This is a genomic window from Stenotrophomonas sp. YJH_SMC_69 (genome assembly GCF_059370495.1).
In genome coordinates, this window is sequence record NZ_JCAFTS010000004.1 from 433,671 (window position 1) to 456,200 (window position 22,530).

Annotated in this window: 23 protein-coding genes and 1 tRNA gene; 13 read left to right on the top strand and 11 right to left on the bottom strand. The window is 68.5% G+C overall.

Annotation, left to right across the window (positions count from 1 at the left end; translation table 11 throughout):
- The gene (locus AC5P8F_RS09835) at positions 1 to 1,080 is read left to right on the top strand and encodes an NAD(P) transhydrogenase subunit alpha (protein WP_069118521.1); all 1,080 of its coding nucleotides are present in this window, start codon (positions 1 to 3) and stop codon (positions 1,078 to 1,080) included.
- A gap of 120 nt (positions 1,081 to 1,200) precedes the next feature.
- Here AC5P8F_RS09835 and AC5P8F_RS09840 read toward each other — a convergent pair whose 3' ends face one another.
- Genes AC5P8F_RS09840 through AC5P8F_RS09850 form a run of 3 tightly spaced genes read right to left on the bottom strand, consistent with a single transcriptional unit; the run spans position 1,201 to position 2,567 of the window.
- Positions 1,201 to 1,653 (bottom strand): DUF3106 domain-containing protein, encoded by a 453-nt coding sequence (locus tag AC5P8F_RS09840; RefSeq protein ID WP_014646015.1) that lies wholly within the window; start codon positions 1,651 to 1,653, stop codon positions 1,201 to 1,203.
- A gap of 3 nt (positions 1,654 to 1,656) precedes the next feature.
- Positions 1,657 to 1,986: a membrane protein gene (locus tag AC5P8F_RS09845; RefSeq protein WP_032956964.1), complete on the bottom strand. Its 330-nt coding sequence runs from the start codon at positions 1,984 to 1,986 to the stop codon at positions 1,657 to 1,659.
- A complete protein-coding gene (locus tag AC5P8F_RS09850) occupies positions 1,983 to 2,567 on the bottom strand; it encodes an RNA polymerase sigma factor (RefSeq protein WP_080052964.1) in 585 nt (194 codons plus the stop codon). The genes AC5P8F_RS09845 and AC5P8F_RS09850 overlap by 4 nt, the downstream gene beginning before the upstream one ends.
- Positions 2,568 to 2,665: 98 nt before the next feature.
- Between AC5P8F_RS09850 and AC5P8F_RS09855 the strand changes: the two genes are divergently transcribed.
- Complete coding sequence (locus tag AC5P8F_RS09855; protein WP_014646018.1) at positions 2,666 to 2,986, top strand: NAD(P) transhydrogenase subunit alpha part 2; 321 nt, start codon at positions 2,666 to 2,668, stop codon at positions 2,984 to 2,986.
- Positions 2,983 to 4,443, top strand: coding sequence for an NAD(P)(+) transhydrogenase (Re/Si-specific) subunit beta (locus tag AC5P8F_RS09860; protein WP_495228002.1), 1,461 nt, complete (start codon positions 2,983 to 2,985; stop codon positions 4,441 to 4,443). Before AC5P8F_RS09855 ends, AC5P8F_RS09860 begins: the two co-directional genes overlap by 4 nt.
- 259 nt (positions 4,444 to 4,702) lie before the next feature.
- Here the strand turns inward: AC5P8F_RS09860 and AC5P8F_RS09865 are convergent, their stop codons facing one another.
- Entirely contained in the window at positions 4,703 to 5,122 is a 420-nt protein-coding gene (locus tag AC5P8F_RS09865; protein ID WP_041863078.1) for a hypothetical protein, read from the bottom strand.
- A gap of 122 nt (positions 5,123 to 5,244) precedes the next feature.
- On the opposite strand from AC5P8F_RS09865, the gene sufT reads away from it, so the two are divergent.
- The 3 genes from sufT (at position 5,245) to AC5P8F_RS09880 (ending at position 9,159) form a co-directional block, all read left to right on the top strand.
- Entirely contained in the window at positions 5,245 to 5,796 is a 552-nt protein-coding gene (gene sufT / locus AC5P8F_RS09870; protein ID WP_005415385.1) for a putative Fe-S cluster assembly protein SufT, read from the top strand.
- Between the two features lie 59 nt (positions 5,797 to 5,855).
- On the top strand, positions 5,856 to 6,950 hold the full coding sequence (locus AC5P8F_RS09875) for a branched-chain amino acid aminotransferase (protein ID WP_495228004.1): 1,095 nt from the start codon (positions 5,856 to 5,858) through the stop codon (positions 6,948 to 6,950).
- Between the two features lie 469 nt (positions 6,951 to 7,419).
- A complete protein-coding gene (locus AC5P8F_RS09880; RefSeq protein WP_495228005.1) occupies positions 7,420 to 9,159 on the top strand; it encodes a S8 family peptidase in 1,740 nt (579 codons plus the stop codon).
- 88 nt (positions 9,160 to 9,247) lie between these two features.
- Here AC5P8F_RS09880 and AC5P8F_RS09885 read toward each other — a convergent pair whose 3' ends face one another.
- The 3 genes from AC5P8F_RS09885 to wrbA form a co-directional block, all read right to left on the bottom strand.
- The gene (locus tag AC5P8F_RS09885; protein ID WP_010481766.1) at positions 9,248 to 9,733 is read right to left on the bottom strand and encodes an asparaginase domain-containing protein; all 486 of its coding nucleotides are present in this window, start codon (positions 9,731 to 9,733) and stop codon (positions 9,248 to 9,250) included.
- 79 nt (positions 9,734 to 9,812) lie between these two features.
- The gene (locus tag AC5P8F_RS09890) at positions 9,813 to 10,148 is read right to left on the bottom strand and encodes a DUF2069 domain-containing protein (protein ID WP_014646024.1); all 336 of its coding nucleotides are present in this window, start codon (positions 10,146 to 10,148) and stop codon (positions 9,813 to 9,815) included.
- Positions 10,145 to 10,738 carry an NAD(P)H:quinone oxidoreductase gene (gene wrbA, locus AC5P8F_RS09895; RefSeq protein ID WP_014646025.1) on the bottom strand — a complete coding sequence of 198 codons (594 nt, stop codon included), beginning with the start codon at positions 10,736 to 10,738 and terminating at the stop codon, positions 10,145 to 10,147. Before wrbA ends, AC5P8F_RS09890 begins: the two co-directional genes overlap by 4 nt.
- A gap of 77 nt (positions 10,739 to 10,815) precedes the next feature.
- On the opposite strand from wrbA, the gene AC5P8F_RS09900 reads away from it, so the two are divergent.
- Entirely contained in the window at positions 10,816 to 12,090 is a 1,275-nt protein-coding gene (locus AC5P8F_RS09900) for a YihY family inner membrane protein (RefSeq protein WP_032956948.1), read from the top strand.
- Positions 12,087 to 12,662, top strand: a complete 576-nt coding sequence (locus AC5P8F_RS09905; protein ID WP_014646027.1) for a TlpA family protein disulfide reductase — start codon at positions 12,087 to 12,089, stop codon at positions 12,660 to 12,662. The genes AC5P8F_RS09900 and AC5P8F_RS09905 overlap by 4 nt, the downstream gene beginning before the upstream one ends.
- Before the next feature lie 493 nt (positions 12,663 to 13,155).
- Here the strand turns inward: AC5P8F_RS09905 and ppk2 are convergent, their stop codons facing one another.
- The 4 genes from ppk2 to hemA are packed head-to-tail and all read right to left on the bottom strand — an operon-like array spanning position 13,156 to position 18,040.
- Positions 13,156 to 13,938: a polyphosphate kinase 2 gene (gene ppk2 / locus AC5P8F_RS09910; RefSeq protein ID WP_495228007.1), complete on the bottom strand. Its 783-nt coding sequence runs from the start codon at positions 13,936 to 13,938 to the stop codon at positions 13,156 to 13,158.
- 46 nt (positions 13,939 to 13,984) lie between these two features.
- On the bottom strand, positions 13,985 to 15,691 hold the full coding sequence (locus AC5P8F_RS09915) for an O-linked N-acetylglucosamine transferase, SPINDLY family protein (RefSeq protein WP_126411758.1): 1,707 nt from the start codon (positions 15,689 to 15,691) through the stop codon (positions 13,985 to 13,987).
- A 5-nt stretch (positions 15,692 to 15,696) separates the two neighbouring features.
- Entirely contained in the window at positions 15,697 to 16,779 is a 1,083-nt protein-coding gene (gene prfA, locus AC5P8F_RS09920; RefSeq protein WP_014646030.1) for a peptide chain release factor 1, read from the bottom strand.
- Positions 16,757 to 18,040 (bottom strand): glutamyl-tRNA reductase, encoded by a 1,284-nt coding sequence (gene hemA, locus AC5P8F_RS09925; RefSeq protein ID WP_014646031.1) that lies wholly within the window; start codon positions 18,038 to 18,040, stop codon positions 16,757 to 16,759. Before hemA ends, prfA begins: the two co-directional genes overlap by 23 nt.
- Positions 18,041 to 18,103: 63 nt before the next feature.
- On the opposite strand from hemA, the gene AC5P8F_RS09930 reads away from it, so the two are divergent.
- The 5 genes from AC5P8F_RS09930 (at position 18,104) to AC5P8F_RS09950 (ending at position 22,499) form a co-directional block, all read left to right on the top strand.
- Positions 18,104 to 19,789, top strand: coding sequence for a tetratricopeptide repeat protein (locus AC5P8F_RS09930; RefSeq protein WP_172601383.1), 1,686 nt, complete (start codon positions 18,104 to 18,106; stop codon positions 19,787 to 19,789).
- Complete coding sequence (gene lolB, locus AC5P8F_RS09935) at positions 19,786 to 20,445, top strand: lipoprotein insertase outer membrane protein LolB (protein WP_014646033.1); 660 nt, start codon at positions 19,786 to 19,788, stop codon at positions 20,443 to 20,445. Before AC5P8F_RS09930 ends, lolB begins: the two co-directional genes overlap by 4 nt.
- On the top strand, positions 20,442 to 21,311 hold the full coding sequence (gene ispE, locus AC5P8F_RS09940) for a 4-(cytidine 5'-diphospho)-2-C-methyl-D-erythritol kinase (RefSeq protein WP_111206819.1): 870 nt from the start codon (positions 20,442 to 20,444) through the stop codon (positions 21,309 to 21,311). The genes lolB and ispE overlap by 4 nt, the downstream gene beginning before the upstream one ends.
- An 11-nt stretch (positions 21,312 to 21,322) precedes the next feature.
- Positions 21,323 to 21,399 (top strand) — tRNA-Gln (locus AC5P8F_RS09945).
- Positions 21,400 to 21,539: 140 nt separating this feature from the next.
- A complete protein-coding gene (locus tag AC5P8F_RS09950; protein ID WP_005415400.1) occupies positions 21,540 to 22,499 on the top strand; it encodes a ribose-phosphate diphosphokinase in 960 nt (319 codons plus the stop codon).
- Positions 22,500 to 22,530 lie beyond the last annotated feature (31 nt).

A 22,530-nucleotide genomic window follows, 5' to 3' on the forward strand; every position in this document is an offset into this window, starting at 1 on the left:
ATGGCCGTGGCGTTGCTGGGGATCAAGGAGACCGCGCCGGGTGAACGGCGCGTGGCGTTGACACCGGAAACCGCGCGCAAGCTCGGTGCCCTCGGCATTACGGTCTGGTACGAGGCCGGCGCCGGGCTGGCCGCCGGCTTCACCGATGCCGCCTATGACGACGCCGGCGCACGTGTCTTCGACGCGGGCCGCTGGGCCGAGATCGATATCCTGCTGTGCGTGCAGGCACCTCCTGCGACGGTGCTGGAGCAGCTCAGGCCCGGTGCCAGCGTGGTTGGCCTGCTGGCACCGGCCAACGATCCGGCGCTGGCCGCGCTGGCGGCCGATGATCGCCTGCAGCTGTTCCCGCTGCAGCAGCTGCCGCGAACCACCCGCGCGCAGGCGATGGATGTACTCAGTTCGCAGGCCGGCATGGCCGGCTACAAGGCAGCGCTGATTGCCGCCGAACGCGCGCCGCGCTTCTTCCCGATGCTGACCACCGCCGCTGGCACCGTGCGGCCGGCCAAGGTGCTGGTGATCGGTGCCGGCGTGGCGGGCCTGCAGGCCATCGCCACCGCGCGGCGCCTCGGTGCACAGGTGGAAGGTTTCGATGTGCGCCCGGAAACCCGCGAGCAGATCCAGTCACTGGGTGCGCGCTTCCTCGATCTTGGCGTGAGCGCGACCGGTGAAGGCGGCTACGCGCGTGCGTTGACCGACGAGGAGCGCGCCGAGCAGCAGCGTCGGCTGGCCGACCACCTGCGCAGCGTGGACGTGGTGATCTGCACGGCTGCCGTACCCGGTCGGCCGGCGCCGACCATCGTGACCGCCGCGATGGTGGAGGGCATGGCCACCGGCAGCGTCATTGTCGATCTGGCGGCCGAGAGCGGCGGCAACTGTGCACTGACCCAGCCGGGGCACTGCATCGAACACCAGGGCGTGACCATCGATGGTCCGCTGGGCCTGGCCAGTCGCGGCGCGACCCAGGCCAGTGAGATGTATGCGCGCAACCTGCTCAACTTCGTTGCGCTGTTCGTGCGCGAGGGGCGGCTCGGTTTCGACTGGGACGACGAGCTGCTGGCAAAGACGCGCTGGCAGGCATGAATGACGTGGGGTCAGATCCCTTTGCCTCTGGCAAAGGGATCTGACCCCGATCTCCCGCAATCTGCCAGGGGTCGGATCCCTTTGCGTCAGCAAAGGGCTCTGACCCCGTTCCCCGGGGCCTTACCGCGGCTTCGCCGGCGGCGGGTTGTCGCGCACCCAGTCCCGGCGCTGCTCCGGCGTCATCTGCGACCAGCGCTCGCGCAGCGCGTCGCGCTGTGCCGGCGGCATGTTGCGCATCTGCCCGAACAGGGCGCGTGCCTGTTCACGCTGTTCCGGGCTCATGTGCTCGAAGCGGCGCAGGCCGCGGCGGGCCTTGTCGCGCTCCTCCGGGCTCATCGATTGCCAGCGCTGGCCGTGCGAGAGCATGCGCTGGCGCTGGCCGGCATCAGCGCTGTTCCAACGGTCGCGCAGCGGCGCCAGCAGGGACTCTCGCTGGGATTCGCTCAATTGCTCCCACGCAGGCAATGGCGCGACCGGTGCGGCAGGGGCGGGCGTGGCGTTCTGCGCCAGCGCCGGAACGGCCGGCAGCAGCGCCAGGGTCAACAGCAGTGGCAGGGCAAGCAGTCGGGACATGATTTACTCCATCGCCAGGTCGGTATCGCCCAGCCACAGGTACAGATCGGGATTCTCGTCGTAGAGCGCGCCGTTGTCTTCCACTGAAGCAAGCACGGGGTCCGGCGGCGGACCCGCAAGCGTGCCATGGCCGGTGAACTGCAGGCCAATGCCCAGTGCAACCACCAGTGAGCAGGCGCTGGCCAGCCACCAGCGCCAGCGCCCACGATGGGTGGTGGCCGTGGCGCCGTGGCGAGCTTGGCGCAGCCGGGCCAGCGTTGCCGGCGACAGCGCCTGCAGCGACTGCGCGTGCAGGCGGCGCAGGGTGTCATCGGAAGGCAGGGAGCGGTTCACGGGTGGGTCTCCAGGTAGTCCTGCAGCGCCTGCCGGGCGCGTGCCAGATGGGTTTTTACCGCGCCTTCGCTGCAGCCCATGGCGCGGGCGGTGGTGGCCCCGTCCAGGTCCTGCAGCACGCGCAGGGTGAAGGCCTCGCGCTGGCGGGCGGGCAGGGTGCGCAACGCGTCCACCAGCTGCTGGTACTGCTGGCGCTGCTCATGTGCCTGTGCCGGGTCCGGGCCGGGATCGGCCCAGTCGATCTCGCCGCCTTCCGCGTCCTGGTTGTCGCGCCAGAACGGCAGGCGGAAGCGGCGCCGGCGCTGCAGGTCGATCACCCGGCGGCGCAGGATGCTCCAGAACAGCGGCGCCCATTCGGCGGCCGGCTTGTCGGTGTAATCCAGCATGCGCAGCAGCGCGTCCTGCACCGCATCCATGGCGTCTTCGCGCTGGCGCAGGCCGGCCTCGGCGAAGCGGAACGCACGCGGGCCGACGCTGGCCAGGAATGCCTCCAGCGATGCCGGCAGGGCATCGGTCTCGGCGCTCGGGGGGGCGGGGCTGCTCACCAGCACAGGGTACGGTTCCTCGCTCGGGGTCACCATCGACAACGCGTGAGCGGCGCTCCGGTTGACGCCGGGTGCGCGCCGGGTTCAGCCCATGGTTATGATGGGCCGACGAAGACAGAGCAGGAGCGTTGCCGGTGAGTGACGGGTTCGTAGCGCTGTACATCTTCATGCTGGCGGCCATCGCCGGCCACGTGATCATTTCGCGGGTGCCGGTGATCCTGCATACCCCGCTGATGTCGGGCTCCAACTTCATCCACGGCATCGTGCTGATCGGCGCGATGGTGGTACTGGGGCATGCGCAGACGCCGCTGGAGAAGGCACTGGGCTTCCTGGCCGTGGTGCTCGGCGCCGGCAATGCCGCCGGTGGCTACGTGGTCACCGCGCGCATGCTGGAAATGTTCAAGCCGAGCGCGCCCAGGGGCGGCAAGGACGAACCGAAGGAGCCGCAGGCTTGAACATCAGCACCGTCGAACTGCTCGACTGGCTGGTCAAGGCCAGCTACCTGGTCGCCGCTACGCTGTTCCTGCTCGGCCTGCAGCGCATGGCCTCGCCGCTGACCGCACGCAGCGGCATCCGCTGGGCCGGGCTGGGCATGCTGCTGGCCACCGCGGCCACCTTCTTCCTGCCCGAACTGCACAACGTGCCGTTGATCCTGGTGGCACTGCTGCTGGGTGCGGGCCTGGCCTGGTGGTCGGCCGGCAAGGTTGCCATCACCGACATGCCGCAGATGGTGGCGCTGTACAACGGCATGGGTGGTGGCTCGGCGGCGGTGATCGGTGCGGTGGAACTGCTGCGCTATGCCTTCCTGGCCCACCGCGATACCAGCCACTGGAGCGCGCAGGCGCTGGCCGACCTGGCCGCGCGCCAGCCGTCCGGCACGATGCTGCTGCTGGCGGTGGTCGGCGCGGCGATCGGCGCGGTGTCGCTGTCCGGCTCGGTGATCGCGTGGGCCAAGCTGGATGGACGCCTGGACAAGCGCGTGACCTGGCCCGGCCAGCAGGTGATGAACCTGCTGGTGGCGCTGGCGGCGGTGGTGCTGGCGATCATCGCGGCCAGTACGCTCAGTGCCTGGGCAATCGTCGCCTTCTTCGTGCTGGCACTGGCGCTGGGCGTGCTGATGACGCTGCCGATCGGCGGTGCCGACATGCCGGTGGTGATCTCGCTGTACAACGCGTTCACCGGCCTGGCAGTGTCGTTCGAAGGTTATGTGCTGGGCAACGAGGCGCTGATCATCGCCGGCATGATGGTCGGCGCGGCCGGCATCCTGCTGACCCGGCTGATGGCCAAGGCGATGAACCGGCCGATCCGCAACGTGCTGTTCTCCAACTTCGGCGGCGGTGCTGGTGGCGAAGCGCAGGCGATCAGCGGCGCGCAGAAGCCGATCGAAGCCCCGGATGTCGCGGCGATGATGGCCTACGCCGAACGCGTGGTGATCGTGCCTGGATACGGCATGGCCGTGGCCCAGGCCCAGCACAAGATCTGGGAACTGGCGCAGCGGCTGGGCCAGCGCGGGGTGAAGGTGAAGTTCGCCATCCACCCGGTCGCCGGGCGCATGCCCGGGCACATGAACGTACTGCTGGCCGAAGCGGGCGTGCCCTACGACCTGATCGCCGACATGGATGACATCAATCCGGAGTTCACCAACACCGACGTGGTACTGGTGATCGGTGCCAACGACGTGGTCAATCCGGTCGCGCGTACTGATCCGGCCAGCCCGATCTACGGCATGCCGGTGCTGGACGTGGTCAACGCGCGCAACGTGGTGGTGATCAAGCGCGGCAAGGGCACCGGCTTCGCCGGTATCGAGAATGCGCTCTTCTACGCTGACAATACCCGCATGCTCTATGGCGACGGCGCCGAAGCGGCCGCCTCGCTGGTGAGCGAGCTGAAGGCGCTCGACGGCGGGCATTGAAGACCGGGGTCGGATCCCTTTCCGCAGGACAGGGCTCTGATCCCTTTCCCGGCCAGCGGCCGGCACTACCGGATCCGCGCGTGGCGGCTGCATCTGGTAGGTGCGGACCTGGGGCCGCGCGCTTTTGCCGGCCAGCGGCCGGCACTACCGGATCCGCGCGTGATGGTTGCATCTGGTAGGTGCGGACCTTGGTCCGCACGCTTTTGCCGGCCAGCGGCCGGCACTACCCCCCATCCGCGCGTGGCGTGGATCTACGCGCTCAGCGCGCCAGCCAGGCGCCGACGACCACGGCCACGGCCAGCCACAGCCATTCCATCGCGCCATTGGCCAGGGTGATCAGGGTCCAGGCCAGGTGCGGGCCCATCCGCGTGGTGGCGTCCCACAGGTCCAGACCGATCGAGCCGCCCATCCAGGCGCTGGCGATGGCCCAGTTGGCCACGGCGGCCACCAGCAGAGTGCCGAGCACGACCAGGGCGATGCGCAACCGGCCCGGGCCCAGTGTGCCCAGGCGCAGCATGAACACCAGTTCCAGGGCGGACACTACCGCCATCCAGCCGACCTGTCGGCCGGTCATCAGCGCCAGGACCATCCAGGCGAGGGGAGCAACAAGCAGACCCAGCAACAGCATGAGGGACCAGAGCCAGGTGACGGTCCTGGCACGCGTGGCAATGGAGGACATCGAAGCTCCCTGAAGATCACCCACAGGATACTGTGGTTTGCCGCAGTGCACCGGCGGTGCCGGGGCGGCTGGGCTAGAATGCCGTCTTGCGTGGCCCCGGCCACGGCCCCATATCGGTCCCCATGTATTCCCGTAGCAGCGAACCTGTCCACTTCGAACGCGATTGCGAGGCCGTGATGGTCCCGCAGGGCGATACCGTGACCCTGCCTGCCGGCAGCTATGGGTACATCACCCAGGCGCTGGGCGGCAGCTATTCGGTGTTCGTCGAGGGCAACCTGTTCCGCATCGCCGGCAAGGACGGCGACGCCATCGGCAAGGAGGCGCCGGCACCGCTCGAGCTGCCGGCCGACGCCACCGATGAGCAGGTGGAACAACTGGTGTGGCAGCAGCTGCGCACCTGCTTCGACCCGGAGATTCCGGTCAACATCGTTGAACTGGGCCTGGTCTATGAAGTCGAGATCAAGCATCTGGACGAAGGCAAGCGCGAGATCGACGTGAAGATGACCCTGACCGCACCGGGCTGTGGCATGGGCGAGATCCTGGTCGACGACGTGCGCAGCAAGCTTGAAATGATCCCGACGGTGGCCGAGGCCGACGTCGACCTGGTGTTCGACCCGCCGTGGAACCAGCACATGATGTCCGAGGCGGCGCGGCTCGAGACCGGCATGCTTTGACCCAGGGCCCGCAGTGACGCGGGCCCGGCACTACCCGCAACCAGAACAGGAATCCTCCGGTGTCCCAGTCCATTCCCAGCTTCGCCGTCACCCGTTCGGACCACCCGCGCAGCGCTGAAGAGCGCGCCAAGATCCTGGAGAAGCCGGGCTTCGGCCTGCACTTCACCGATCACATGGTGGAAGTGCGCTGGGACAAGGATGCCGGCTGGCACAACGCCAGCGTGCGTGCCTACGGCCCGCTGCAGCTGGACCCGGCCGCGGCCGTGCTGCACTACGGCCAGGAGATCTTCGAAGGCATCAAGGCCTACCGCCATGCTGACGGCTCGATCTGGACCTTCCGCCCGGATGCCAACGGCCGTCGCCTGCAGCGTTCGGCGCAGCGCTTGGCGCTGCCGGAACTGCCGGTGGAGATCTTCGTCGAATCGCTGAAGCAGCTGATCGCCGTCGACAGCGAGTGGGTGCCGTCGGCCGACGAGTCGAGCCTGTACTTCCGCCCGTTCATGATCGGCGACGAAGCCTTCCTCGGCGTGCGCGGCGCGCACAAGGCCGGCTACTACGTCATCGCCAGCCCGGCCGGCCCGTACTTTGCCAAGGGCGTGGCCCCGGTGTCGATCTGGCTGTCCACCGAATACGCGCGCGCGGCCAAGGGCGGCACCGGCGCCGCCAAGTGCGGTGGCAACTACGCCGCCTCGCTGCTGCCGCAGCAGAAGGCGCAGGCGCAGGGCTGCTCGCAGGTGCTGTTCCTGGACCCGGTCGAAGGCAGGTACCTGGAAGAACTGGGCGGCATGAACGTGTTCCTGGTCTACAAGGACGGCACGCTGGTCACCCCGGAACTGTCCGGCAGCATCCTCGAGGGCATCACCCGCGAGAGCATCCTGCAGCTGGCGCGCGACCGTGGCATGAAGGTCGAAGAGCGCAAGGTCAGCATCGACGAGTGGAAGGACGGCGTGGCCTCCGGTGCGATCAGCGAAGTGTTTGCCTGTGGCACTGCGGCGGTGATCACCCCGATCGGCCAGCTGAAGGGCGAGGGTTTCTCGGTGGGCGACATCAACGCGCCGGCCGGCGAAGTGACCATGTCGCTGCGCAAGGAACTGACCGACATCCAGTACGGCCGCCTGCCGGACCGGCACAACTGGCTGGTCAAGCTGGGCTGATCGCTCACGCTGAACTGTAGAGCCGAGCCCACGCCCGGCTGCGTTGCTGGAAAGCCCGTCCCTGTGACGGGCTTTCTGCGTTGTGGACAGGTGGGTGGGGTCAGATCCCTTTTCCGTGGGAAAAGGGATCTGACCCCGGCTCCGACCCCGAATCGGCGGATGCCGATGTCGGCAAAGTCATCGCAGGACAGGTGATGACCCAGTCAGGTGTGTGCAGGAGATGAGAAAGTTCCTTCACCTTCACAAACCCTCGACCCGGAAAGTCTCAGAACGAACATTTCATCTTGCTGAAAAGACGCTGAAAATCTTGTGGTGTCCGGTTCTGGCCATTAGCGTCATCTGCACGGCGGATCGTTAGGGGGATCCGCTGACTCGCCGGACTTCGAACCTCGCCAACGCAAGCCAGCCCAGGGTTCGGGCCGGTGCTTCTGCCGATTCCGGCATTCACACCACAAGAAAGGGAAATACGATGTCCCAGGTAACGCAACCGCGTGTGCGTCGAGTGTGGGTGGTCCTTGGTGCGTCCGTTCTGTCATCGCTGCTGCTGGCCACGCCTGCGCTGGCCGGTGACGTCCAGCTCAGCGGCCTGCAGTCCGCGCCGACGCACCAGCGCTTCATCGTGAAGTACCGCGACGGCAGTGCGCCGGTGGCCAACACCACCGCACTGGCCTCTTCGCTGAAGAGTGCCGCCGCCGGCCTGGCCAGCAGCCAGGGCCGCGCGCTGGGCCTGCAGGAGGTCCGCAAGCTGGCCGTTGGCCCGACCCTGGTCAGGACCGACCGCCCGCTTGACCAGGCTGAATCCGAGCTGCTGATGCGCAAGCTGGCCGCCGACCCGAACGTGGAATACGTCGAAGTCGACCAGATCATGCGCGCGACGCTGACCCCGAATGACACCCGCTTCAGCGAACAGTGGGGCTTTGGTACCTCCAACGCGTCGATCAACGTGCGGCCGGCCTGGGACAAGGCCACCGGCACCGGCGTGGTGGTGGCCGTGATCGATACCGGCATCACCAACCATCCCGATCTCAACGCCAACATCCTGCCCGGCTATGACTTCATCAGCGATGCCGCGATGGCGCGCGATGGCGGTGGCCGCGACAGCAACCCGAACGACGAGGGCGACTGGTATGGCGCCAACGAGTGCGGCTCGGGCATCCCGGCGTCCAACTCCAGCTGGCACGGCACCCACGTCGCCGGCACCGTGGCGGCGGTGACCAACAACAGCACCGGCGTGGCCGGCACGGCGTTCAACGCCAAGGTCGTCCCGGTGCGCGTGCTCGGCAAGTGCGGCGGCTATACCTCCGACATCGCCGATGCGATCGTGTGGGCCTCCGGCGGCACCGTCAGTGGCGTGCCGGCCAATGCCAATCCGGCGGAAGTCATCAACATGTCGCTGGGCGGCGGCGGCACCTGCTCGGCCACCTACCAGAACGCGATCAACGGCGCGGTCAGCCGCGGCACCACCGTGGTGGTCGCCGCCGGCAACAGCAACACCAACGTGTCCTCGTCGGTGCCGGCCAACTGCGCGAACGTGATCGCGGTGGCGGCCACGACCTCGGCCGGTGCGCGTGCCAGCTTCTCCAACTATGGTGCCGGCATCGACATTTCCGGCCCGGGCCAGAGCATCCTGTCCACCCTCAACACCGGCACCACCACGCCGGGCAGCTTCAGCTACGCGTCCTACAACGGCACCTCGATGGCGGCGCCGCATGTGGCCGGTGTGGTGGCCCTGATGCAGTCGGTGGCGCCGAGCCCGCTGAGCCCGGCACAGGTCGAGAGCATCATCAAGAGCACCGCACGCCCGCTGCCGGGCGCCTGCTCGGGGGGCTGCGGCGCCGGCATCGTCGACGCCAACGCGGCCGTGGATGCGGCGATCAATGGCGGTGGCCCGAACCCGGGCGGCAACGTGCTGCAGAACAACGTGCCGGTGACCGGCCTGGGCGCCGCGACCGGTGCCGAGCTGAACTACACCGTCGCCGTTCCGGCCGGCAGCACCCAGTTGCGCGTGGCAATCAGTGGCGGCAGCGGTGATGCCGACCTGTACGTGCGCCAGGGCAGTGCCCCGACCGATACCACCTACACCTGCCGTCCGTACCTGAGCGGCAACAGCGAGACCTGCACCATCAACAGCCCTGCCGCCGGCACCTGGTATGTGCGGGTGAAGGCGTACAGCACCTTCTCGGGCCTGACCCTCAACGCCCAGTACTGAGCCCAAGTCCCTCTCCATGGGCACGCCCTGGCTTCGGCCGGGGCGTTTTTGTCCGGGTGGGTGCCGACCTCGGCCGGCACGCTGTTCCTCAGACCGACTCGAAACGGTTCGCCGCCACGTTCTTGCGCACGTGCTGCGGGTCGAAGATCCGCCCGTTCATCGCGATGTACACGCCGCTCGGCAGCGACTGCACCGCACCGATCGCACAACCGATGTTGAACTCCGCATCCGAGCCGCGGAAGCGTGCCGGGCTCAGCGCACCGGTCATTACGATGGTCTTGTCCGGGATCGTCGCCAGCACCTTGCCGGTCTGCACCATCGAATCGGTGCCGTGGGTCACCAGCACGTGCCGGGTGGGCTGCGCGGCGATGGTGGCGCGGATCAGCTCGCGGTCTTCGTCGTTGATGTGCAGCGAATCCTTGCGCAGGATCGGAATCACGTTGAAGCGGAACGTCACGCCCAGCTCGCGCAGGATCATGCCGATCTGCGGATCGCCGATCTGGTAGTCCGACTTGTCGTCGAAGTAGATCTTGTCGATCGTGCCACCGGTGGTGACGACCAGGAGCTCTTCCATCATGTGCATGCGCGAAACCAGGACAGGGACTGCGGCGCGGGGCCAGGAATGCAGATGATAAGGCCCTGGGCGCGCAGCGTCAGCGCCGCTTGCCGAAGCGGGCGCGCAGGCCGGGCAGGCTGGCGCTGAAGATCACCAGCAGCGCCAGCGCGATCTCGATCAGCGCCAGCCAGCGCGTCTCCGGGTGGCTCCAGGCGCTCATCACGCCGTGGCTGAACCAGCCCAGCGCCAGCACCGAGGCCCAGAAGCCGGCCTTGCGCCAGCCCAGGCGCACGGCGATGGCCAGCGCCAGCGGTGGCGCGGTGAACACCAGCTGGGTGGCCAGCCAGTGCCTGTCATTGATGAACCAGCCTGCGAACAGCGCGGCCAGCCCCATCAGGGCCAACAGCAGGACCGTGCGCGGCGCGCGGTTCATCGGGCCAACCGCTGCGCGATGTCGGCCACCCGGCGCCCCAGCGCGCGCGCCAGCACCGCTTCGTCGTCGGTCGGCTGCGGATCGTCGGCGGCACCGGCCACGTGGCTGGCGCCATAGGGCGTGCCGCCACTGGTGGTGTGGCTCAGCGCCGGTTCGGTGAACGGGATGCCGACGATCACGCAGCCGTGGTGCAGCAGTGGCACCTGCATCGACAGCAGGGTCGATTCCTGGCCGCCGTGCATCGAGGCGGTGGACGTGAACACGCCGGCCGGCTTGCCGGACAGGGTGCCATTGACCCATTCGGCGCCCAGCCCATCCAGGAAGTGCTTGACCGGCGCGGCCATGTTGCCGAAGCGGGTGGGGCTGCCGAGCAGCAGGCCCTGGCAGTCGACCAGGTCCTGCACGCTCACGTAGGGGGCGCCATCGTCGGGTACCGGTGGCTGCGCGGTCTGGGTCACGGCGGCCACCGGCGGCACCGTGCGCAGGCGCGCGGTCATGCCCGGCACTTCGCCGATGCCCCGCGCGATCTGGCGCGCCAGCCGTGCCACCGAACCGCCCCGGCTGTAGTACAGCACCAGAATCTCGCCCATCGTGCCCGCTTCTCCTCGTCGTGTGGCTACCAGTATGGCTATCCTGCCAGCATTCCGCATCGGGTACCCTTCCACCGATGGAACCTTTGGATACGCTCAACCTGTGGATGGAGCGCGCGCGGGATCGCGCACGGGCCATCAGTTTCGGCCGCTTCCTGTGGCATCGCTTCCTCGACGACCGCCTGTTCCAGGCAGCGGCGGCGCTGGCCTACACCACGGTGTTCGCGCTGGTACCGCTGGCGATCGTGGTATTCGGTGTGCTGTCGGCCTTCCCCGTCTTCGACCGCTGGAGCGATCAGCTCAGCGACTACGTATTCTCCAACTTCGTGCCCTCCGCGGCGCGTGCGGCCGAGGGCTACCTGCGGCAGTTCTCGGCCAGTGCCGGCCAGCTGACGGCGGCCGGCTTCATCGCACTGGTGGCCTCACTGCTGATCACGCTCAACAGTGTGGAAGAGACCTTCAACCAGATCTGGCGGGTCGGCTCGACCCGGCCCAAGCTGACCCGCTTCCTGGTCTACTGGACCGTGCTGACCTTGGGCGCGATGCTCGCCGCCGCATCGCTTGCGGTATCGGCGCGGGTGTTCGCGATGCCGTTGTTCGGTACCCAGGAGGGCCGTTGGTTGGCCGAGCTGGCGCTGCGGCTGGCGCCGATCCTGATCGAGTTCGTCTGCATCACGCTGATGTTCCGGGTGGTGCCGCACCACACGGTGAAATGGCGGCATGCCGTGCCCGGCGCGATCCTGGCGGCGGTCATCCTGGAACTGGTGAAGTGGGGCATCGGTGCCTATCTGGGCAGCTTCCAGTCCTACCAGAAACTGTATGGCACGGTGGCGTTCGTGCCGATCCTGCTGCTGTGGATCTACCTGTGCTGGGTGGCGGTGCTGCTGGGGGCGTCGCTGGCTTCTTCGATGGCCGCCTTCCGCTACCAGCCGGTGGAACTGCGCCTGCCGCAGGGGTATGAGTTCTATGGACTGCTGCGCCTGCTTGGCCGCTTCCAGCATGCACGGGCCAAGGGCAAGGGCCTGGCCGATGACGAGATCCTGCGGCTGGAGCCGATGCTGACCGATTCACTGCTGCAGGACCTGATCTGCAACCTGCAGGAGATCGACCTGCTGCGCCGCGACGAGCGGGGCGAGTGGCTGCTGTCGCGTGACCTGGACCAGGTCAGCCTGGCCGATCTGTACGAATGCACCCAGCTGCGCATCCCGGTGGCCGAGCAGCACCTGCCGTACCGTGATGACAGCCTGGGCCGTGCCGCACTGGCGGCGCTGGACGATCTGCGGCTGCCCCTGCGCGAACGCCTGAAGCGCAAGGTCAGTGATATCTATACCGACTCTGGAGACATGCCATGACCCGCAAGACGCCGTTGCCGCTGCTGCTCCCGTTGACCCTGCTGCTGGCCCTGGCGGCCTGCAAGCCGGCCCAGGAGCCGACACCGGCCAGCAGCCAGCCGCCGGCACAGGCGCCGACGCCGACCACTCCGGCACCGGTCGATGAAACCCCGGCCGAGCGCACCACTGCCGAATTCCCGACCTTGAAGATGAAGGCGGTGGATGGCAGCGACTACGATCTGGCCGCGCATCGTGGCAAGTGGGTGGTGGTGAACTTCTGGGCGACCTGGTGCGCCCCGTGCCGCAAGGAGATGCCCGAGCTGTCGGCGCTGCATGCGATGCGCAGCAACATCGAGGTGGTCGGCCTGGCCTACGAGGACATCGAAGTGCCGGAAATGCAGTCGTTCCTGACCAAGCATCCGGTGACCTATCCGATCGTGATCGTGGACCCGTTCGATCCGCCGGCCGACTTCGCCACGCCGCGAGGCCTGCCGTTGACGCATCTGCTGGATCCGCAGGGCAAGCTGGCCCACACCTTCCTTGGCCCGGTGACCGCCGCCGACATCGAAAAGCAGATCGCGGCCGCCAAGTAGTGGGTGGGTCGGCAGGGCCTGCGGCCCTGCACCTCGGTACGCGCCATCGCATGCGCGCTGCCGCTCCCACGCTTCGCTGCGCGAACCGCGGGCCCCATTTACCAACACCCAAACCCCCGCCGCTTCGCGGCCGCCCCCTGACTCAGGGGGCTCTGCCCCAGACACGATCCGACGCCCGCCAGGCCAATGGGATTGCCGATGGGGTCAGATCCGCTTTCCGCAGGAAAACGGATCTGACCCCGGCTCCATTTCGATATCTGACAGATGTGTCGACCAAGGTCGACACCTACCAACAGCCGCAGGGATCTGTCAGAGGCGGGGCGGTTGGGTGGGTAGGACACGCCGTAGACCCGTCCATGGGGGCTCGATGTCGCCATCCATGGCGCCAACGGTCGTGCCCACCCACCGCGCCGCCATCCCGCGGATGCCCGCTGTTGCTGTTGCCGTTGCCGTTGCGTTGAGCAGGTGCAGGGTGCAACCCTGCCGAACAACCCTAATCCTCGACCGGGAAATCCTCGATGGGCTTCAGCACATCGTAGTGCTCGCGATGCAGCTTGCCCTTCAGCTTCGGCAGCTCCGGCAACGGCGCATCCACCCGTGTGTCCGGCAACCGGTCCAGCAGGTTGCGCACCAGGGTCAGTCGCCCCAGCCGCTGGTCGTTGAAATCCACCAGCGTCCACGGCGCAGCCTCGCGATGCGTCGCGCGCAGCATCGCCTCGCGGGCTTCGGTATAGGCGCTGTACTTGCTGCGCGATTTCAGGTCGACCGGGGACAGCTTCCAGCCCTTCAGCGGATCGAGCTGGCGTTCGGCGAAGCGCTTCTCCTGCTGCTCCTGGTCCACGCCCAGCCAGTACTTGAACAGCAGGATGCCGTCATCCACCAGCAGCTGCTCGAATACCGGTGCCTGGCGCAGGAACTGCTGGTACTCGGTTTCGCTGCAATAGCCCATCACCCGCTCGACGCCTGCGCGGTTGTACCAGCTGCGGTCCATCAGCACGATCTCGCCGGCGGCGGGAAGATGCGAGGCATAGCGCTGGAAATACCACTGCGTGGCTTCGCGGTCGGTAGGCTTGGGCAGTGCTACCACCCGGCATTGGCGTGGATTGAGATGCTGGCTGATGGCCTGGATCGCGCCGCCCTTGCCTGCCGTATCCCGTCCCTCGAACAGCACCAGCAGGCGTTGCCCGCTGAGCTGCACCCAGCGCGCCATCGCGGTCAGTTCCAGCTGCAGCGGCAGCAGCAGTTCGTCGTAGTCCTTGCGCTTGAGCTTGGCCATCGTCACACCACGCGGGGAGGAAGCCCGAGCGTAACGCAGGGGTCGCTCAGGTGTTGTCGACACCTTGCCAGCCGTGTTCACCGGCAAGCCGCTGCAGCAGGGCCGACAGGTCGCGGGCAAACCCGGCCATGTCGAACAGGCCACTGCGTTCGCGCGCCTGCGCCAGCTCGGCGCGAAGCGAGGCCAGTGCTGCGGGGTCATTGCCCAGTGCGCTGGCGGTGGCGATGAACGCCGCATCATCGGCGACATTCATCCGGGCCAGCCCCAGATGGTGGTTGAGGCTGCCGGCCACGCGCGCGGCGAAGGTGTCGCCCGGGCAGGTCAGCACCGGACAGCCGGCCCACAGTGCATCGGAGGCGGTGGTATGCGCGTTGTACGGATGCGTGTCGAGGAACAGGTCGGCCAGTGGGTAGCGGGCCAGGTACTGCGGATGCGGCAGCTTGGCCATGAACACCAGCCGCGCCGGGTCCAGGCCGGCAGCCTGCGCGGCCGTGCGCAGGCGGGCGTCGGCCTGGCCGGGGCCGGACAGCAGCCACAGCACGCTGCCGGGCACGGCCTGCAACACTGCGAAGGCGCGGCCCATGCTGCGCGGGTTGAGCTTGTAGCTGTTGTTGAAGCAGCAGAACACCACGCCGTGCTCGGGCAGCCCGCACTCGGCGCGGGACGGCGACGGCTCCAGCGTGCGGGTGTTGTCCGAGGGCTGGAAGGCCCGCGGAAGGCGCAGGACGCGTTCGCTGAAGTGCGGTTCCAGCGCTGCCGGCAGTACGAATTCGTCGGCGACCACGGCGTCCAGCCAGCGCGCGCCCGAGGTGCCGGGGTAGGCCAGCCAGTTCAGCTGCAGCGGGGCCGGGCGCATCGCCAGCACTTCGGGCGTGCCGCCGCCGCCCCAGCCGCGCAGGTCGAACAGCAGGTCGATGCCCTGTGCGCGGATGCGGGCCGCGATGTCGGCATGCCGCAGTGCGGCCACCTCATGCAGCCGGGTCGCGGACTGCAGGCGTTCGCGGATGCCGCTGCCATCGGCGCGGTTCAGCGCGAACAGGTGCAGCTGCAACGCCGGGTCATGACGCAGGTGTTCGATCAGGGCCACGGTCAGCAGCCCAGTGGGATGGGCGCCGAAGCCATTGGAAAGGAAGCCGACGCGCAACGGGCCGCGCGCGCGTACCGTCACTGCCGGCAAGGGCCGGACCGAGGCGGCGATCAGTGCGGCGCGCGCACGTGCACAGGCCAACTGCTCGCCCGCGCTGGCGTCTTCGCTGAGGAAGGCGAAGGGTTCCACCGCACCGTGGCCGGCGGCGAGCGCGGCGCGTACCTGCGCAGCCAGCGTGTCCACGTCCTGCCAGTCGCACAGGCGGCGCTGCCATGCCAGGCGCTGCGCGGCGATGTAGGGTTCATCCGGCATCAGCGCATGCGCGCGGCGATAGGCCGCTGCTGCGCCTTCGGCATCGTCGGCGTCTTCCAGCGCATGGCCCAGCCACAGCGCGATGCCCGGGTGCTGCGGGGCCAATGCCGAGGCCTGGCCAAGCAGCTTCGCCGCGTCGGCGTGCGCGCCGGCCATCCAGGCCACGCGGCCCAGGCGCGCCAGGGCCTCGGGGTGGTTCGGGCGCAGCTGCAGCGCGCGTCGTGCCGCCTGCTCGCCGGCGGCGATGTCGCCGGCTTCCAGTTCCAGGTCGGCCAGCATCACCCAGGCGACGAAATCGCCGGGCTGGCGTGCGATCGCCTGCTGCAGGTGCTGTCGCTGCTGCCAGGCCGACATCGTGCTCAGCCCGCCGACAGCTGGGCCAGGGCATCGACCTGGTGTTCGTGGCTGAGCCGCTGCAGCAGCGGGTCGAGGTCGCCGGCCAGGATGTTGGGCAGGTCGTACAGGGTCAGGCCTTCCACGCGGTGGTCGGTGATCCGGCCCTGCGGGAAGTTGTAGGTGCGGATGCGCTGGCTGCGGTCGCCGCTGCCGACCTGCAGGCGCCGCGATTCGGCCTGCGCGGCGTCCTGGCGCTGGCGCTCGGCATCGAGCAGCTGCGCCTTCAGGCGCTTCATCGCCTTGTCGCGGTTGGCGTGCTGGCTGCGCTCGGTCTGGCACTCCACCACTACGCCGGTCGGCACGTGGGTGATGCGGATGGCCGATTCGGTCTTGTTGACGTGCTGGCCGCCGGCACCGGACGAGCGGAACGTATCCACCTTCAGGTCGGCCGGGTTGATGACGATGTCATCGACCTCGTCGGCCTCGGGAATGATCGCCACGGTGGCCGCCGAGGTGTGGATGCGGCCCTGCGATTCGGTGGCCGGCACGCGCTGCACGCGATGCGTGCCCGATTCGAACTTCAGGCGCGAGAACGCACCACGGCCGACCACGCGCGCCACCACTTCCTTGTAGCCGCCATGCTCACCGGGGTTGTCCGATTCGATCTCGACCTTCCAGCCCTGGCGCTCGGCATAGCGGGCGTACATGCGGAACAGATCGCCGGCGAAGATCGCGGCTTCATCGCCGCCAGTGCCGGCGCGTACTTCCAGGAACAGGTTGCCTTCGTCGCGCGGATCGCGTGGTACCAGCAGCAGGGCCAGTTCTTGTTCCAGTTCCTGCAGGCGCGCCTGCGCCGCGGCGATTTCCTCGTCGGCCAGTTCACGCAGGTCGGGGTCGGCGCGCATGCCTTCGGCGGCGGCCAGGTCGGCCTTGGCACGGGCTTCCTCGGCGAGCGCGGCAGCGACCGGTTCAAGTTGGGCGAATTCGCGCGAAAGGTCGCGGAAACGGGTGTTGTCGGCGACCACATCGGGTTCGGCGAGCAGGCGTTCCAGTTCTTCGCGGCGCTCGGCCAGCGCTTCCAGCTTACGGCGCAGGGTCGGCGTCATCGGGTCTCACGGGTGGGTGGCGGTAACCCGGCGTGGCCGGGAACAGGCGCTCGGCGGCGCGGGTCAGGTCGGCATCGCCACTCAGCGCGGCCGCGCGCAGAGCGGCGGTCGGCGGATGCAGCAGGCGGTTGGTCAGGCCATGGGCCAGCAGTTCCAGCACTTCGTCGGCGGGCTTGCCGTTGGCCAGCTGCTGCCGTGCGCGCTCCAGCAGTTCGGCGCGGGTCGCTTCGCCGAACGCACGCAGCTGCCGCAGCGGTGCCTGGTGGGCGCTGGCCTGCTGGGTCTCGATGAAACGCGACACCTGCAGGTCGATGATCGCCTCGGCCTCGGCGGCGGCCTCGCGGCGGCCACGACGGTTGTCTTCCACCGCGCGTTCCAGGTCATCGACGGTGTAGAGGAAGGCGTCGTTGAGCGTGCCGACCTCGGCTTCGATGTCGCGCGGCACGGCCAGGTCGAACAGCAGCATCGGCTTGTGCCGGCGCGCGCGCAGTGCCTTGGCCACCATCTCGCGATGGATCACCGGTTCGCGCGCGGCGGTGGCCGAGAACACGATGTCGGCCTCGCCGAGATGGCGGTCCAGTTCGGTCAGCGGCAGGGCCACGCCGCCATGGCGGCTGGCCAGTTCCTGCGCGTGGGCAAGGGTGCGGTTGGCGATCAGCAGCCGCCGCACCTTGCCCTCACTCAGGTGGCGTGCAGCCAGCTCGATGGTCTCGCCGGCACCGACCAGCAGCACGGTGGAGTCATCCAGGCGCGCGAAGGCGTTCTGCGCCAGGCGCACCGCCGCCGAGGCCACCGACACCGGGTTGGCGCCGACCTGGGTATCGGTGCGCGCACGCTTGGCTACCGAGAAGGTCTGCTGGAACAGGCGGTCCAGGCGCTGGCCGAGCAGGCCGTGGTCACGCGCGGTCGACCAGGCATCCTTTACCTGGCCGAGGATCTGCGGTTCGCCCAGCACCATCGAGTCCAGCCCGGTGGCGACCCGGAACAGGTGGCGCACGGCCTCGGCATCGGCATGCTGGTACAGGTAGCCCTGCAGGTCGCCTGCCTGGCTGTGCAGCCACTGGTCCAGCGCCTGTGCCGACTCGGCCACGGCATACAGTTCGGTGCGGTTGCAGGTGGACAGCAGCACTGCCTCGGCGATCTGCGGGGTATCGCGCAGCGAGCCCAGCGCACGCGGCAACGCCTCACCGGCGAAGGCCGCGCGCTCGCGCAGCTCCACCGGTGCGGTCTGGTGATTCAGTCCGAGCACCCACAGGGTCATTGTTCAGTTGCTTGCGATAAGCTGCTGGCCATTGGACGACATTTTAAGGCCCCGATGCCGACGATGCCCGCATTGATTCGCATCCCCAGTGTTCTGCTGCTGTCCCTGGCCTGCACCCAGGCCCTGGCGGCGGTGCCGGCCAAGGCCCCCGTGCGGGCCGCGGCCACTGAGGAACTGGCGCTGGAACCGGTGATGGCCGGTGAATTCGCCCTGCAGGCCGGCAAGCTGGCCGAGGCCGCGCGCTGGTACCTGCAGGCCGCGCAGCAGACCGACGGCGACGCCGGCCTGGCCGAGCGCGCGACCCGTATCTCCATGCTGGCCAACGATGATGCCAGCGCCGCCAAGGGCCTGGCCCTGTGGCAGCAGCGCGCCCCGCGCTCGTTGACCATGCGCAGCGCCGCCGGTGCGCTGGCCATGCGCCAGGGCGATGTGAAGGCTGCCCGCACCGAGCTGCAGGCGCTGCTGGCCGACCCCGACGAGCGCGGCTGGAAGTTCGCCCTGGCCGCGCTGATCGGCGGTGGCCGCGACCCGGCGGTGCCGGCGCAGGTGCTCGGCGAGCTGGTCGATGCCAATGCGATTCCGCCGAAGATCGAGGCCTGGCAGGAGTTCGGTCGCCTGGCCCTGCGCATGGACAAGCCCGAGTTGGCGCGGCGCATGATCGATGAAGTGGTCAAGCGCTTCCCGGAAGAGCCGCGCGTAGCGTTGCTGCGTGCCAGCCAGCTGCAGCAGGCGGGCGAGACCGACAAGGCATTGTCGCTGCTGCACGACGTCGAGCCGAAGACCCGCCAGGACCCCGAGCTGCGCAATGCGGTGGCCATCGCCTACGACAGCCTGGGCCAGCCGGCTGCGGCCGAGCGCGTGTTGGCGTTCGGCCCGCAGGACGTACAGACCTGGGGCATGCGCGCCTCGCTGCTGGCCAAGCAGGGCGACAAGGCGGCGCTGTCCAACCTCTACAACGAGCTGTCGCGGCAGGCGGCCAAGCCGGATCCGGCGCAGCGCCTGTTGCTGGGCAAGATCGCCGAATACCTGAAGCGTTACCCCGAGGCGGTGCAGTGGTACCACAGCGTGCCCGGTGGCGATGAGCTGAGCGAAGCGCGCCTGCGCGCGGCCAATGCCCAGGCCTTGGCCGGGCGCCTGCCGCTGGCGCTGGAGGAAGTGCACGCGATCCAGTCCGACGCGGTGGTCGACGACGATGTGCGCCGTGACGCCTACCTGCTGGAAGCCGAACTGCGCCAGCGTGGTGACGACAGCGCCGGTGAACTGGATGCGCTGGCCCGCGGCCTGGCCGCCTACCCGGACGACAACGGCCTGCTGTACGCACGTGCGCTCACCTGGGAGCGCCGCGACGACATCCCGCGCGCCGAGGCCGACCTGCGCAAGATCCTGGTGACCGACCCGGAAAACGTGCCGGCGCTGAACGCGCTGGGCTACACCCTGGCCGATCGCACCGGCCGCCTGCAGGAAGCGCTGGAGCTGATCGACCGCGCCCGCGTGGCCGAGCCGGACAACGCCGCCATCGTCGACAGCTATGGCTGGGTGCTGTATCGCCTGGGCCGCAAGGAAGAGGCACTGGTACAGCTGCGCCGGGCCTGGACCCTGGCCAAGGACCCGGAGATCGCTTCCCACGTCGGCGAAGTGCTGTGGGTGCTGGGCAAGCATGACGAGGCCCGCCACTTCTTCGACGAAGCGGCCAAGCTCGACCCTGAAAACCGCGCGCTGCTGCGCGCCCGTGAGAAATTCAATCCATGAGTGGTTCCCTGATCCGGCCGCTGCTGTTGGCGACCGTGACCCTGGCGGTGAGCGCCTGTACCAGTGTCGGCACGCAGAAGACCCCGGCGCCAGCGGTGGTCGAGATTGTTTCGGCTGAAGCGGCGCAGGCCGAGGCAGCGCGCGTGGCCGCGCTGCAGGCACAGCCGGACTGGGCCTTCCAGGGGCGGGTGGCGGTCAGCAAGGGCAAGGACGGCGGCAGCGGTCGCATCGACTGGAAGCAGGACGGCCGCCGCTACGTGGTCGAACTGAGCGCGCCGGTGACCCGGCAGAGCTGGAAGCTGACCGGCGACACCCATTCCGAAGCCGGTCGCCTGGAAGGGCTGTCCGGCGGTCCTCGCGATGGCGAGGACGCCCAGCAGCTGCTGCTGGAAGCGACTGGCTGGGACATCCCGGTCAATCAGCTGCCGGAGTGGATCCGCGGCCTGGTGGCCGGGGATGCTGCCGGTCCGGAAAAGGTCGAGCGCGACGGTGAAGGCCGGCCGCGCCGCATGCAGCAGATGGGCTGGCAGGTGCAGTACCTGGACTGGTACCCGGCCGACGCCGGACGACCGGCGCTGCCGCGACGGATCGAGGCCAGCAATGGCGACGCCAAGGTGCGCCTGCTGGTGGACCAGTGGGGGCAGGGCACGCCATGAGCGCCGGGCGCGACGACGCGGGCTGGTCCTGGTGGCCGGCCCCGGCCAAGCTGAACCTGTTCCTGCACATCACTGGCCGCCGGGCCGACGGCTACCACGAGCTGCAGACCGTATTCCGCCTGCTGGACTGGGGGGACCGCATCGGCCTGCGCCTGCGTGAAGACGGTCAGGTGCGTCGGCAGGGCGAGGGCCTGGCCGGCGTGGCCGAGGCCGATGACCTGGCGGTGCGGGCCGCGCGCCTGCTCCAGGATGAGGCGAAGGGCGCGCAAGGTGCTGACATCATCGTCGAAAAGCACGTTCCTGCCGGTGGTGGCTTTGGCGGCGGTTCGTCCGATGCGGCCACCGTGCTGGTGGTGCTGAATCGGCTCTGGCGCGCCAGCCTGGACGAGGATGCCCTGGCCGCGCTGGCCCTGCGCCTGGGCGCCGACGTGCCGGTGTTCGTGCGTGGCCACAACGCCTGGGCCGAAGGGGTGGGCGAGCGCCTGCAGCCGATCACGCTGGCGCCGGCCTGGTATGTGGTGGTTGAACCGGGTGTTCATGTTCCTACGCCGGTCCTGTTTGCAGACCCGGATTTGACGCGCGACAGCCCAGTGGCGAAAATAGAGGACTTCGCTTCCGGGACCCTGGTCGGGAACGCGTTCGAACCGGTGCTGCGCCGCCGTGAGCCTGCCGTCGAGGCAGCGCTTGCCGCGTTGAGCGACATCGGCGCGGCGCGGCTGACCGGTTCGGGAAGTGGTTGTTTCGTCGAGTTCGCATCGCAGGCTGCTGCAGAGCAGGGGCGGTCGAAGTTGCCGAAGGAGTTGCGGGCAAGGGTGGCAGCGGGCGTTGCGCGTTCGCCACTGCTGGATGCACTCGAGCAACACTGATTTATCAATGCAGGGGCGTCGCCAAGAGGCCCAAGGCACCAGGTTTTGATCCTGGCATTCGTAGGTTCGAATCCTACCGCCCCTGCCAATAGCGGCTGTGTCCGCGCCTTCCAGCGCATCGCCCGCGCGGGACGTGGAAACAACCGCGGTGTTGTCAGCAGCAAGGGTCCATCGGGGTCCTTGCCGACTCCGGATCCCCGCCACTCGTCCCCGCCCGAGACAATCATGATGCAAGAGTCCCCGAACCTGCTGGTCTTTTCCGGCAACGCCAACAAACGTCTGGCGCAGAACATCTGCAAGGAACTGGGGGTCCGCCCGGGCAAGGCGCTGGTGTCGCACTTCTCCGATGGTGAAGTGCAGGTGGAAATCGAAGAGAACGTCCGCAAGCAGGACGTGTTCGTGATCCAGCCGACCTGCGCGCCGAGCGCGGAAAACCTGATGGAACTGCTGGTGCTGATCGACGCGCTCAAGCGCGCATCGGTGGCCAGCGTGACCGCCGTGGTGCCGTACTTCGGCTACTCGCGCCAGGACCGCCGCATGCGTTCCTCGCGCGTGCCGATCACCGCCAAGCTGGCGGCCAAGATGTTCAGCACCGCTGGCGCTGATCGCGTGCTGACCGTCGACCTGCACGCCGACCAGATCCAGGGCTTCTTCGATATTCCGGTGGACAACGTGTATGCGTCCCCGCTGCTGCTGGCCGACATCTGGCGCGCCTACGGCACCGAGAACCTGATTGTTGTCTCGCCGGACGTGGGCGGCGTGGTCCGCGCCCGTGCGGTGGCCAAGCGCCTGGATGACGCCGACCTGGCGATCATCGACAAGCGCCGCCCGCGCGCCAACGTCTCCACCGTGATGAACATCATCGGTGACGTCGAAGGCAAGACCTGCGTGATGGTCGATGACATCGTCGATACCGCCGGCACCCTGTGCGCCGCTGCCGCTGCCCTGAAGGCGCGCGGTGCGCTCAAGGTCGCCGCCTACTGCACCCACGCGGTGCTGTCGGGCCCGGCGGTGGACAACATCACCAATTCCCAGCTCGACGAGCTGGTGGTGACCGACACCATCCCGCTGAAGGACGCAGCGCGGGTGTGCAGCAAGATCCGCCAGCTGAGCGTGGCGGAAATGCTGGCCGAAACGATGCGCCGCATCGCCTTCGGCGAGTCGGTCAGCTCGCTGTACGTCGACTGAGTTTTCGTCCCTGCCGGCAACGGGGGGACAT

Excerpts from the sequence above, each read along its gene's own strand:
- AC5P8F_RS09890 (WP_014646024.1), bottom strand. The coding sequence starts at position 10,148 with ATGAACCGCGCGCCGCGCACGGTCCTGCTGTTGGCCCTGATGGGGCTG.
- AC5P8F_RS09930 (WP_172601383.1), top strand. The coding sequence starts at position 18,104 with ATGCCCGCATTGATTCGCATCCCCAGTGTTCTGCTGCTGTCCCTGGCC.
- AC5P8F_RS09835 (WP_069118521.1), top strand. The coding sequence starts at position 1 with ATGGCCGTGGCGTTGCTGGGGATCAAGGAGACCGCGCCGGGTGAACGG.
- sufT (WP_005415385.1), top strand. The coding sequence starts at position 5,245 with ATGTATTCCCGTAGCAGCGAACCTGTCCACTTCGAACGCGATTGCGAG.
- lolB (WP_014646033.1), top strand. The coding sequence starts at position 19,786 with ATGAGTGGTTCCCTGATCCGGCCGCTGCTGTTGGCGACCGTGACCCTG.
- AC5P8F_RS09880 (WP_495228005.1), top strand. The coding sequence starts at position 7,420 with ATGTCCCAGGTAACGCAACCGCGTGTGCGTCGAGTGTGGGTGGTCCTT.
- hemA (WP_014646031.1), bottom strand. The coding sequence starts at position 18,040 with ATGACCCTGTGGGTGCTCGGACTGAATCACCAGACCGCACCGGTGGAG.
- AC5P8F_RS09865 (WP_041863078.1), bottom strand. The coding sequence starts at position 5,122 with ATGTCCTCCATTGCCACGCGTGCCAGGACCGTCACCTGGCTCTGGTCC.
- AC5P8F_RS09850 (WP_080052964.1), bottom strand. The coding sequence starts at position 2,567 with ATGGTGACCCCGAGCGAGGAACCGTACCCTGTGCTGGTGAGCAGCCCC.
- ppk2 (WP_495228007.1), bottom strand. The coding sequence starts at position 13,938 with ATGGCCAAGCTCAAGCGCAAGGACTACGACGAACTGCTGCTGCCGCTG.
- AC5P8F_RS09885 (WP_010481766.1), bottom strand. The coding sequence starts at position 9,733 with ATGGAAGAGCTCCTGGTCGTCACCACCGGTGGCACGATCGACAAGATC.
- ispE (WP_111206819.1), top strand. The coding sequence starts at position 20,442 with ATGAGCGCCGGGCGCGACGACGCGGGCTGGTCCTGGTGGCCGGCCCCG.
- AC5P8F_RS09950 (WP_005415400.1), top strand. The coding sequence starts at position 21,540 with ATGCAAGAGTCCCCGAACCTGCTGGTCTTTTCCGGCAACGCCAACAAA.
- wrbA (WP_014646025.1), bottom strand. The coding sequence starts at position 10,738 with ATGGGCGAGATTCTGGTGCTGTACTACAGCCGGGGCGGTTCGGTGGCA.
- AC5P8F_RS09840 (WP_014646015.1), bottom strand. The coding sequence starts at position 1,653 with ATGTCCCGACTGCTTGCCCTGCCACTGCTGTTGACCCTGGCGCTGCTG.
- AC5P8F_RS09905 (WP_014646027.1), top strand. The coding sequence starts at position 12,087 with ATGACCCGCAAGACGCCGTTGCCGCTGCTGCTCCCGTTGACCCTGCTG.
- prfA (WP_014646030.1), bottom strand. The coding sequence starts at position 16,779 with ATGACGCCGACCCTGCGCCGTAAGCTGGAAGCGCTGGCCGAGCGCCGC.
- AC5P8F_RS09915 (WP_126411758.1), bottom strand. The coding sequence starts at position 15,691 with ATGTCGGCCTGGCAGCAGCGACAGCACCTGCAGCAGGCGATCGCACGC.
- AC5P8F_RS09900 (WP_032956948.1), top strand. The coding sequence starts at position 10,816 with ATGGAACCTTTGGATACGCTCAACCTGTGGATGGAGCGCGCGCGGGAT.